Origin of the sequence: Salinisphaera hydrothermalis C41B8, assembly GCF_000732535.1 — a bacterium.
GTDB classification, from domain to species: Bacteria; Pseudomonadota; Gammaproteobacteria; order Nevskiales; family Salinisphaeraceae; genus Salinisphaera; species Salinisphaera hydrothermalis.
On sequence record NZ_APNK01000007.1, the window covers coordinates 143,583 to 154,240 of the forward strand.

The following is a 10,658-nucleotide window of genomic DNA, read 5'->3' on the forward strand; positions in this document are numbered from 1 at the left end:
TGCCGAACGGTTCGTACGTTGGTTCAGTCACGCGGGCGAGCCTCCACGAAAACTCAGGCGCTTATTCTGACCCGCGTCAGGCCATCGAAGCCAGCACGGGCGCCTCGTCCCCCGCCGGGCCGCGCAACCCGGTTTCCTGCGACAGACAGGGCGCGTCGAACAAGCGACCGCGATAGACCCCGGGCAGTGTTCGGGCGGTCACCAGCGTCCAGAAGCCCGCCAGCAGCACGACGAATACGCTGCCGAGCACGGTATACATCGCCAGGCCGGTCTCGGCGCCCAGATCCAGCGTGGCCACCGAATATACGCCCAGCGGGAAAGTGAAACCCCACCAGCCCATGTTGAACGGCAGACCGTCACGCAGGTGATAGGCCGTTGCCAGCATCGCGATCACCCACCACCATAGGCCATAGCCCCAGAGAATCGCCGCGCCAATCACGCCGACGCCATGGGCGGCCGCCGCGAGAGTCGCGCCTGCGTCACCCGTCAATACATGCCCGGCGGCCTCGCCGAGCGTCAGCAGCCCGAGCGCCCCGGTGCCGAGCGGCCCCAGCGCCAGCCAGCTGGTCACCGCCATGTCCGGACCCGGCAGCTTGTGCAGTACCAGACGCAGGAACAGGATCACCAGTATGCCGAGGGCCGGCAGGACCGATGTTGCCCACAGACCGTAGCCAATGAACAACATCGTGCGAGCTTCGGCCGTGGCGCCCAGGTGGGGGATGATCAGCCCGGCCGAACCGGCCGTGACCTCGGCGGCCACGATCGGCAGCAGCCAGACGCCGGTCATGCGTTCCAGCGCGTGATCCTGACGCGTGAACATGAGAAATGGTACGCCCCAGCCGCAGGCAAGCGCCATGACGGCATCCAGCCACCACAGATCGGCCGCGATGCGCACCGCGGCATCGCCCCAGTGCGCGATGCCAAAGGCAATAAATCCATTCACGATCGTGATCAGGCCCATGGGGATCGCGCCGAAGAACATGCACATCGTGCCGTGACCGAAGATGCGACGCGCCTCGTCGAAATAGAACACCCAGCGGGCGCCGTAGAGGATCGAGCACAGCGCGAACAGCGCCATGTTGAACCACCACAGACTCTCTGCCAGCCGGGCTATAACGGGCAGGTGTCCGGGCAGCAGACCGAGCGCCAGCGCGAGAATGCCCGTGCCCATCGTCGCGGTGAACCAGTTGGGGGTGAACTGGCGAACCACTTCGCGGGGCCGGACCAACTGATTGAACGGTATCGAAAGCGACATCATCGATCCTCGGTAGCAGGTGTGCGCTCAGCCTGCGCCGATGATGGAATCGGGAAAATCGAATATTAATTGACGATACGTTCGGTTTTGCCAAATCATGGCGAGATGCCCGTTCGATTCACATTGCGCCAACTGGATATTTTCGCCGCCGTGATGCGGACCGGACAGGTCCGCGCGGCCGCCGATACCCTGCATCTGAGCCAGGCCGCGGTCAGCCAGGCGCTGCAGGAACTCGCCGAGGCGCTGGATACGCGACTGTTCGAGCGACGGGGACGTGCCATTGTCGCGACGCGAGCCGCGCATCGGCTATTGGCTCTGAGTAACGAACCGCGCGCCGAACTCGAGGCGCTCGGGGCCCGATTGCGCGGCGATGCCGATCACGAACTCACCGGCCCGGTACATATTGCAGCCTCAAGCACGATCGCCCGCTATCTCTTGCCAGCGCCGCTGGCCCGGCTGCTGCGAGATCACCCCGCCCTACGGCCGACGCTGAGCTCGAGCAACAGCGCCACGGTCGAGGCATGCGTGGCCGCGGGCGAGGCCGATCTCGGCTTCATCGAAGGCCCCGCTCAGCGCCCGGATATCCGGGCCGCGCTTTGGCGTACCGACTGGCTGGAGATCATCGGGCCGCCGCGGGCGCCTGCCCGGCTCGATCCGGCGGCGATCCGCGACTGGTCCTGGGTGATGCGCGAAGCCGGTTCTGGCACGCGGGTCGTATTCGAACAGAGTCTCGCGCTGGCCGGCCTGGAACGGCCGACGGCCGTGCTGGTCGTCGACGACAGCGATGCGCAGGTCCGGGCCGTGGCCGCCGGCGCCGGCCTGGCCTGCGTGAGCCGGGCGGCCGCCGAGCGCGCCGCGGCGGCCGGCGAGGTGCGTTTCGTGGCTCTCGGCGCGCATGTCTTTGCCCGACCGTTGTGGTCGATACAACGCCACGATGCCACGCCCACACCACTCATCGAACGGCTGGTACGAGCGCTTACCGAATAACGCCGGTCAGCTGCTGTTCAACCGCGTCCGTTAGCGTCGGGGGCGTCTCAACGAATTGTCTTTAAACGAGAGGGACGACGATGAACATCAAGACCTCCGCCATTACCGGCCTGACGGCGATCACGCTGGCCGCGAGCAGCAGCCTCGCGTTCGCCGACAGCAATACTTCGAACTCGGCTCAGCAGGCTACCGTGACCAGCCAGGCCCAGGGCATGTATTCCGCCGTTCACCTGCTCGATGCGCCGGTTTATGCCAAGGGCAACGACAACGACGCCATCGGCGAAGTCAAAGACGTGCTGCTCGGCAACGGCATGCAAATCCGTTCGTTCGTGGTCGAAACCAAGGGCAAGTTCGGCGTGCTCGGCGGCAAGAGCTATGTCGTCTCGCCCGACCAGTTGACGGTCCGGACCAAGGCCACCGGCAAGGCCACCGAGCCGGATTACCGCATCGAACTGAACATGACGCGCAACGAACTCGGCAAGGAGCCGGTGTATAGCGATTCCTGGTGGACTAACGCCCAGAACCAGGCGGACCAAGCTTGGCAGGACACCAAGAGCGCCACCTCCAGCGCCTGGACCAAGGTGAAGAACACCACATCGAACATCGTTAACGGCACGCAGAACAAGGCAGACGATGCCGCCGACGCGACCAGCAACGCGGCGCACAAGGCGGGCAACAAAATGTCGAACGCGGCTGACGCCGCAGGCGACAAGGCCTCCAACGCCGCGAACGATGCATCGAATAAGGTCGACAACGCGACCGACAACAACTAATTCGAAAACCGCACGTCACGGGCGCTCGCCGTCCGCCACGAGGGGCCGTTCGCGGCCCCTTTTTTTGTTCACATTCGTCCCGTAACTGACCCCGAGCACCCGACCGGGCTAGAATAGCGCGCGATTCGGTGACCAGAACGAAGGAGCGGCGGATGAGTCCGCAGAACAACAATGGCCGGAGCAGCCTGTTCGGCGCTCTATTCTTCCCGGTGCTGGCCGTGGGCGTATTGATCGTGATCGCGATGCTGGTCATGAGCTTTAGCGGCAACAAGCGGACGGCGCCCTCGCCGAACGACAACATCCGACAGCTCAGCTCGTCGACCATGGATACGCTGCGCCAGAAGTACGACAAGCTGGGTGAATCGATCGGCAATCCCGACGCGCCGGTCACGGTGCGCGAATTCGGCGACTATCAATGCCCGGCCTGCGGCGCCTTCGAGCCGACCGCGGAGCGCATCCGCAAGGAATACGTCGACTCGGGCAAGATCCGCTTCATCTTTTTCGACTTCCCGTTGGCGATGCATCAGCACGCCCAGGCGGCAGCGATCGCGGCACGTTGTGCGGCGCGCCAGGACAAGTTCTGGCCGTATCACAACCGGCTGTATCACTCGCAGTCGAAATGGGCCGAAAGCTCCGACGCGAGTTCGATGTTTCTCGACCTGGGTGTCGAGACCGGGCTGGATACCGGCAAGCTCAAGGCCTGCATGAACGATAAGACGCCGTTGCCCACCATCAACCAGGAACACAAGGCAGGGCAGTTGGTGAAGCTGCGCGCCACGCCGACGGTGCTGGTCGGCAATACCGAGTTCATCGGCGGGCCCAGCTACGACAAGCTCAAGAAGGCGATCGACGACGCACTGTCGGCCGCCGGCAGCAACGGGACCGGTTCCCAGCAATAACCGGTTGGATCAGTCGCGGGGGCCCGCCTCGATCTCGGCCAGTGTGGCCTCGATATCGGCGCGGGCCGCGGCGGCGCGCTCCTCGTTATCGCGGCCTTTCGCGGCCTCGCGAAACCAGCGCGCCAGCCGTTTCTGTCGATCCGACGCCAGCCGATGCACGATGGCGCCGGCCTTGTCGCCGCCGTCAGCGCTTGCTGCCAGCTCACCCACGTCGCGCGCCGCATGCGTGCGCTCGATGATGGCGCGATAACGGATCAATACCGAATCCAGCAGAATCCAAGCGAAATTCGGATTTTTCGGCGGCCCCAGCGTAATCCGCCGCCCGCCGCCGATGCGCGCCCCGGCCCGCCCGAGCGAAACACTGAGCGTGGGCAGCGCGTCGCCCTTGAAGTAGGCCAACGCGCCCCCCACGCCCCCGCCGATCAGCGTGCCGAGACCCAGGGTATGACCGAGCGTCCCCGCATCGACCGAGACCCCGGCGCCCGCCCCCACGGCCGCGCCGGCAAAGGTCAGCTGACGTCGGGTCAAACCAAAGCGGCGCCAGGTTTCGTCGTGCGCCAGATCCAGCCCTTCGCCCACCGGCGACGCGGCCGCCGCGCGCGTATGACGATGCCGATACAGATACAGCAGCGCATTCGCGGTCTCGCGCTCCAGTTCGGCGATGCGGGCGTAGTAACGCTGTCCGGCCGTGGCCATCGCGCGCCGCTTTGCCGCTTCCGGGGCATCCGTCTCGGCATAATCGGCGTGTTCCCGCAGGCTGAGCGCGCTGCGTAGAAACGACTGGATACGCTCGGCGGCTTCTTCACGCCGCTGTTGCCATTCGGCATCCAGCAACGCAATGGTGGTGTCGAGATGTGCACGATCGCGTTCGTCGATGCGGTTGAGGGCGGCCAGCAGTTCGCGACGCTGGGTATAGCGCGCGGCAAACGCATCGAAAGTCCGTACCAGATTGAACGACTTGCCCAGCTCGGTCCGCCACGCGTCGGCATAGCGCCCGGGGTCGGCGTCGGTTTCACGATGATGCGGATTGAGCACCGCGAGCCGTGGCCCGGCCGACAGGCGCAGAATCTCGATCTCGGCGATGAAGGCATCGTGCAGTCGCACATCCGGATCGACGACATAGAGCACGCCCGCGCCTTCGATCAACGGTTCCAGCAGCCGACATTCGTCGACGAATTCGTCGGTGTCGCGATAACGCGCCACAAAAGCCGCCAACGTATCCGGCCCGGGCCCGCGATCCGGATCGGCGGCCAATGCCCGGATTGCGCGCAGCGCCTCGATCGGCTGCTGAAACCCCGGTGTGTCGATAAAGCGCAGCCGCTCGTCGCCGTCCAGCACCAACGACAGGCGCTGGCAGCGCGTGGTCTCGCCCGGCTCGGCCGAGATACGGATGATGGCGTCGTCGTCTTCTTCCAGCAGCGTGGCGAGCACCGCCGATTTGCCCATATTCACCTTGCCGACGACGGCAAAGGTCGGCACGCCGGGCGCGACCCAGGCGATGGCGCGTCCGGATTCGCGATTACGCGGCGGGATCATAGGCAGCAACTTCCGTGGCCGGATCGCGCAGACCGTCGACAAAGGCGGTCCAGCGGCTCATGTGTTCGGCGTCCGGGGCCCCCGGCATGCCGTCAAGATCGGCCACGATGACCCAGGTGACCGGCGTAGCCCGGCCGGCGCTGTCGCGCACCCGGGCCTGCAATCGTGTCGCCGAACGCGGCGACAACGACCAGTCGGATGCCACGAGCACCACGTGCCCCGGCGCCGCTGCGAGCGCACGATCGGCGGCCGCCTCGGCTTCGGCGTCGAGCACGTTCACGCGCTGCGTAGCCTCGGGATTCAGACGCAGCCGTCGCAGCAGAAAGCCGCGAATCGCGGTGCCGTCGATATCGTGGCCACCAACGTCTAGCACGAGCGCGCCATCGGTATTCGACTCCGCCACCGCGCCGCGCGTGACCCCGGCCAATGAACGCCACAGCGCGCGATGTCGTGGCGCCTGAAAATCCAGCCGGGCCAGTGCCCAGCGCTCGCGTGCGGCGAACAGCGCGATCAAAAGCAGGCGCGGCAGCGCACCCCAGACCAGCACTGTCATCACCAGAAATCGCCACCACGCCCCGGCGACGGCACCGCCCGGCGGGCGCTGACCGGCCGCACCGGACAAACGGCTGGCACGCACAGTGGCCGCATCCGGCACCGCAGCGGACCAGACCCCGGCCCAGGGCGCGGCCAGCGTGCTGACCGCGGTTTCCATCAGGCCGTTGTTGTCCGGTGTGGCTTCCCAGTAGAAACGCACGTCGAAGATCATCAGGCTGATCACAAAAGCCAGCACCACACCCAGCGAGAATCCCAGGCCGCCCCACTGCATCAGCCGAGCCGTACGGGCGGTCGCGGCCTCACGGGCTGCCCGCGAATCCGAAAACGCCTGCGCCCAGCGCGCCAGATTCCGGTCCCCCGCCAGGCGCGCGGCTGCCGGGCGCAACAACACCTGCATCAACCACGGGACACCGCTTCGACTCGCAACCAGCCGTAGCCCGGTCAGCAGCACAAAGCCTGCCCAGGGCAGCGCCACGGTCAGTCCGACGAAGATCACCACATGAACTCGCTGGCCGTTGCCCAGACACAAGCCCCAGGCCACGCCGGCGCCGATCAGCCCCAGGCCCAGAATCAAGGCCCAGCGCAGGCCATCGACCAGCCGCAGCCAGGCCTGGCTCGGCCAGATCCGCTGTGATTCGCGCGCCCTGCGCTCGGCCAGCCATAGTCGCAGCCCGGGCGCACGGCGCCGATCCTCCGGCAAGCCCGCCAGCTGCGGACGGATGTCGCGCGCGAAAATCAGACGCTCACGCTCGTCCACGCGTTCGCTCGTCGCCAGTACGGCCTCGAAGTCCAGCAGATCGGCGAGCTGCCAGCGCGGGCGTGGCGTTCGGGAACTCTTCATGCCGCCATTCTAGGGCGTGTTGATGTTTCGTGTGAGTCCGCGCCAAGCGCTGTTTTGCGGCAAGACGAGGCGTAGCGAACGTGGCGTAGTGGGCCTACGCGAGAGAGCTATAACGCTGGATTGCCGTCGTGTCGTTAATTTAAGGGCGCTTGTCCCTTCGGGTTGGGCCGCCCATAAAAAATTAACCATGGGCGCCCGGCCGCGTTGCGAGTCTGGGTCGTGGCACGCCACGACTCGGCGACTCGCGCCTTGCCGGACACGATTTGCGGACGCCAACGCGGCGCTCGCACGAAACCTCAACACGCCCTAGGGTCTGTTGAGGTTTCGTGCGGGTCCGCGCCGAGTGCCATTTTGTGCGCGGGCCGGCCTTCATACGCGCCGTACCGGGCGCGATCAGGCCCCATCAAACGAATCGGAATCCCTCAAAGACGCGATATACCGACGTATAACGATCTGACGCGTCAAGAAAACTCGGGTCGCTCGGCAAATCGCACATCGACCGATGTTATTCTCTGGCTCATGTCGACGCTTACCGACACACGCAGCCGGCCGTTGCGCGATCTCCGCATTTCGCTGACGGATCGCTGCAACTTCCGCTGTACTTACTGCATGCCGCGCGAGCTGTTCGGGGCCGAGCATCTGTTTCTGCCGCGCCGCGAACTGCTGGATTTCGATGAGATCGAGCGCATTGCCCGGATTGCCGCCGGCCTCGGCGTCACCAAACTGCGGCTCACCGGCGGCGAGCCGCTGCTGCGCCGCGATATCGACGTGTTGATCCGCCGGCTGGCGGCGATCGACGGCATCGACGATATCTGTCTGACCACGAATGGCTCGCTGCTGACCGAACGGCGCGCGCGCGAGCTGAAGGCCGCGGGCGTGAATCGCGTGACGCTCAGCCTCGACGCGATCGACGACGAACGCTTCATGGCGATCAACGACGTCGGTTTTCCGGCCGCGAAAGTGCTCGAGGCCGTCGATCATGCCGTGGCCGCGGGCCTGACGCCGGTCAAGGTCAACTGCGTGATCCAGCGCGGCGTGAACGACGACCAGATCCTGCCAATGGCCGAGGCCTTCCGGCACACGGGCGTCGTGCTGCGCTTCATCGAGTATATGGACGTCGGCACCTCCAACGGCTGGCGGCTCGACGACGTCGTGCCCGCGCGCGAGATCCTCGACACGCTGCGCTCGCGCTACGGCCTGACCCGGCAACCGGCCGGCCAGCCGGGCGAAACCGCCAACCGCTGGCATTACGATGACGGCGCCGGCGAGATCGGCGTTATTGCATCGGTTTCCATGCCGTTCTGCGGCGGCTGTACCCGCGCCCGCCTGTCGGCGATCGGCGAACTGTATACCTGCCTGTTCGGCGTGCACGGCCACGACCTGCGCACCCCGTTACGCTCGGGCGCCAGCGATGCCGACATCGCCGCCCAGCTCGCCGGCATCTGGCACGCGCGCGACGATCGCTATTCCGAGCAGCGCGGCGAAGAAACCGCCCAGCGTTCGCCTAGCGGCGATGCCGACGGCCGGGTCGAGATGTCCTATATCGGCGGCTGACCGGCCACGATTTCACGGATCTCGACCACGCCCGGCGCTTCGCGCGCGTCGACCGTAAACCGTACATCCACGTCGCGCAGCGCCACGCCGTACACACGATCGGCGTTGTCCCGTCGGTAGGCCGGGCGCGGGTCCTGGGCCAGCACTTGCTCGATCAGTGCTTTCAGCGATTCGCCGTCTGTGCGCGACGCCAACGCCTGCGCGGCCTCCGGCCGCCAGCGCACCGCTAATAACCCGGGCGCCGCGGGCGCAAGTTCGGCGCGGGCGTCGGCGCAGGCGTCCGCCCACGGCAAGTACGGTTTGATATCCACGATCGGCGTCCCCGACACCAGATCGTGCCCGCCGATCAACAGATGCGTCCGGGCGCTGCGCGCGGCCCCGGCCCCGGGCAGCGGCCAGGGCGGCGGCCCCGAACGGACCGTCGTGGCCACGTCCAGCAACCGCACCACGGACAACCCCAGCCGATTCGGCCGATGCGTGCTGCGGGTCGCGAATACGCCGACCCGGCGATTGCCACCCAGCCGCGGCGGGCGGACCCGTGCCCGCCAGGTCGGCGGGCTGCGATCGAATACGAAACTCAGCCAAAGATGGCTGTACGCCGACAGCCCCTCGACCGCGAGCGGATCGTCGTACGGATCCAACAGGCTCACGATACCGCGCGCCGCCTCGACCAGCCCGGGCTGGCGCGGCACGCCGAACTTGTCACGATAATCGCTGGCGACCACGCCGATCGGCGTCAGGGAGAACGGCGGGGTTTCGTTCATCGGCAGTGCGTCGAGCGATCGGAGCGTGTGCCGGCAGTCTAGGGTCTGTTGCCGCTTCGTACGAGTCCGTGCCCAGTGCGCCATGAAAATCGACTCGGTAGGGCAAGACGAGGCGAAACGAACGCAGAGTGGAGGAACCCACGCGAGAGCGCACCCACGCTGTATAGCCGCCGTGTCGTCAATTCGTGGACGCTTGTTCCGGCAGGTTGGGCCGTCCATGAAAATTAACCAGGGACGCCCTGCGGCGTTGCGAATCTGGGTCGTGGCACGAAACGGCAACAGCGCCGGAGGCCGTATGCCGGGCTCGCGAGCGCCGGGCCGCGGCGCTACCATCACCAACCGTCCAGTCGTCGGAGCCGTCGTCGTGACCCCTGCCATCAAGATTCTCGAAGCCGCCGGCATTGCCCACGACGTCACGCGCTACGACGCCAGTCAGGCCGAGGGCGACTACGGCATCGACGCATCCAACCAGCTCGGTCTGTCGCCGGACGAGGTGTTCAAGACGCTGGTCGCGGAAACCGACGCGCATGCCTTTGTGGTTGGCATCGTCCCGGTTTCCGGCCGGCTGGATCTGAAAAAGCTCGCCGCCGCCGTACGCGCGAAGAAGACGTTCATGGCCGACCCGGCCGCAGTCGAGAAGATGACCGGCTATGTGCTGGGTGGCGTGAGCCCGCTCGGACAGAAGAAACGGCTGCCGACCGTAATCGATGCCTCGGCGCAGGCCCGGCCCCGAATCCACGTCAGCGGTGGCCGGCGCGGCCTGGAGATCAGCCTCGCGCCGGACGACTTGGCTGCTCTGACCGGGGCGCAATTCGCCGATATCGCGCACGCCCAGTAGCCGCCCGCTCGCTTCCGGCTGCTAGTCGGCGTCGCGAGTCGTCTGATGCCGTGCCGCCAGCAGCATGTAGAACGCCGGCACCACGAACAGCGTAAACAGCGTGCCGATCGCCAGACCGGTGGATATCACCAGCCCCATGTTGAACCGGCCCGCGGCGCCGGCGCCCGATGCGATCACCAACGGAATCACGCCCAGCACCATGGCGGCGGTGGTCATGAGGATCGGGCGCAGGCGCACGCCAGCCGCCTGTTCGATGGCCTCCCGTTTGGATAGACCGGCGCGTTGCAGATCGTTGGCGAACTGCACGATCAGAATGCCGTGCTTGCTGATCAGCCCCATCAGCGTCACCAGCCCGACTTCGGTATAGATATTGAGGCTGGTGAACAGATTGACGAAGATCAGCGCACCGAACAGGGCCAGCGGCACCGAGACCAGGATCACCACCGGGTCGCGCAGGCTGTTGAACTGGGCGGCGAGCACCAGGAACACGATGATGGTGGCGAACAGCAGCGTATTGGTGAACCCCCCGGCTTCCTGTTCGAACTGACGCGACGCGCCCGAATAATCGATGTTGTAATTGCCGCCGGGCGCCGCTGAGATATGCTCGAAAGTGGTGTACGCGGGAGTTTGAATTAGGCGGCGTATCCGGCTGGAAT

At 66.1% G+C, this 10,658-nt stretch carries 10 protein-coding genes; 5 read left to right on the top strand and 5 right to left on the bottom strand.

The genetic code is table 11. The features are described from left to right. Positions 1 to 76 precede the first annotated feature (76 nt). Complete coding sequence (locus tag C41B8_RS07300) at positions 77 to 1,258, bottom strand: TDT family transporter (protein WP_156962459.1); 1,182 nt, start codon at positions 1,256 to 1,258, stop codon at positions 77 to 79. A gap of 102 nt (positions 1,259 to 1,360) precedes the next feature. On the opposite strand from C41B8_RS07300, the gene C41B8_RS07305 reads away from it, so the two are divergent. The 3 genes from C41B8_RS07305 (at position 1,361) to C41B8_RS07315 (ending at position 3,914) form a co-directional block, all read left to right on the top strand. Further along, a complete protein-coding gene (locus C41B8_RS07305) occupies positions 1,361 to 2,242 on the top strand; it encodes a LysR substrate-binding domain-containing protein (RefSeq protein ID WP_037336037.1) in 882 nt (293 codons plus the stop codon). Between the two features lie 80 nt (positions 2,243 to 2,322). Beyond that, on the top strand, positions 2,323 to 3,015 hold the full coding sequence (locus C41B8_RS07310) for a PRC-barrel domain-containing protein (protein WP_051883230.1): 693 nt from the start codon (positions 2,323 to 2,325) through the stop codon (positions 3,013 to 3,015). A 152-nt stretch (positions 3,016 to 3,167) separates the two neighbouring features. Beyond that, positions 3,168 to 3,914 (top strand): DsbA family protein, encoded by a 747-nt coding sequence (locus C41B8_RS07315; RefSeq protein ID WP_037336040.1) that lies wholly within the window; start codon positions 3,168 to 3,170, stop codon positions 3,912 to 3,914. A 9-nt stretch (positions 3,915 to 3,923) separates the two neighbouring features. On the opposite strand, the gene C41B8_RS07320 is transcribed toward C41B8_RS07315, so the two are convergent. Further along, positions 3,924 to 5,450 carry a DUF3482 domain-containing protein gene (locus C41B8_RS07320; protein ID WP_037336042.1) on the bottom strand — a complete coding sequence of 509 codons (1,527 nt, stop codon included), beginning with the start codon at positions 5,448 to 5,450 and terminating at the stop codon, positions 3,924 to 3,926. Continuing rightward, entirely contained in the window at positions 5,434 to 6,846 is a 1,413-nt protein-coding gene (locus C41B8_RS07325) for a DUF2868 domain-containing protein (protein WP_037336045.1), read from the bottom strand. The genes C41B8_RS07320 and C41B8_RS07325 overlap by 17 nt, the downstream gene beginning before the upstream one ends. Before the next feature lie 519 nt (positions 6,847 to 7,365). Here C41B8_RS07325 and moaA point away from each other — a divergent pair. Beyond that, positions 7,366 to 8,400: a GTP 3',8-cyclase MoaA gene (gene moaA / locus C41B8_RS07330; RefSeq protein ID WP_037336047.1), complete on the top strand. Its 1,035-nt coding sequence runs from the start codon at positions 7,366 to 7,368 to the stop codon at positions 8,398 to 8,400. Here the strand turns inward: moaA and tsaA are convergent. After that, positions 8,385 to 9,164 carry a tRNA (N6-threonylcarbamoyladenosine(37)-N6)-methyltransferase TrmO gene (gene tsaA / locus C41B8_RS07335; protein WP_037336050.1) on the bottom strand — a complete coding sequence of 260 codons (780 nt, stop codon included), beginning with the start codon at positions 9,162 to 9,164 and terminating at the stop codon, positions 8,385 to 8,387. The two genes, moaA and tsaA, sit on opposite strands and share 16 nt — an antisense overlap. Positions 9,165 to 9,528: 364 nt before the next feature. Here tsaA and ybaK point away from each other — a divergent pair, with 364 nt between their 5' ends. Further along, a complete protein-coding gene (ybaK, locus tag C41B8_RS07340) occupies positions 9,529 to 10,002 on the top strand; it encodes a Cys-tRNA(Pro) deacylase (RefSeq protein ID WP_037336188.1) in 474 nt (157 codons plus the stop codon). Positions 10,003 to 10,023: 21 nt separating this feature from the next. Here the strand turns inward: ybaK and C41B8_RS07345 are convergent. Beyond that, positions 10,024 to 10,658 (bottom strand): efflux RND transporter permease subunit (locus C41B8_RS07345; protein WP_037336053.1); only part of this gene is annotated, 635 nt, incomplete at its 5' end.

Coding starts and splice junctions, on each gene's coding strand:
- C41B8_RS07300 (WP_156962459.1), bottom strand. CDS start 1,258: ATGATGTCGCTTTCGATACCGTTCAATCAGTTGGTCCGGCCCCGCGAA.
- C41B8_RS07305 (WP_037336037.1), top strand. CDS start 1,361: ATGCCCGTTCGATTCACATTGCGCCAACTGGATATTTTCGCCGCCGTG.
- C41B8_RS07310 (WP_051883230.1), top strand. CDS start 2,323: ATGAACATCAAGACCTCCGCCATTACCGGCCTGACGGCGATCACGCTG.
- C41B8_RS07315 (WP_037336040.1), top strand. CDS start 3,168: ATGAGTCCGCAGAACAACAATGGCCGGAGCAGCCTGTTCGGCGCTCTA.
- C41B8_RS07320 (WP_037336042.1), bottom strand. CDS start 5,450: ATGATCCCGCCGCGTAATCGCGAATCCGGACGCGCCATCGCCTGGGTC.
- C41B8_RS07325 (WP_037336045.1), bottom strand. CDS start 6,846: ATGAAGAGTTCCCGAACGCCACGCCCGCGCTGGCAGCTCGCCGATCTG.
- moaA (WP_037336047.1), top strand. CDS start 7,366: ATGTCGACGCTTACCGACACACGCAGCCGGCCGTTGCGCGATCTCCGC.
- tsaA (WP_037336050.1), bottom strand. CDS start 9,164: ATGAACGAAACCCCGCCGTTCTCCCTGACGCCGATCGGCGTGGTCGCC.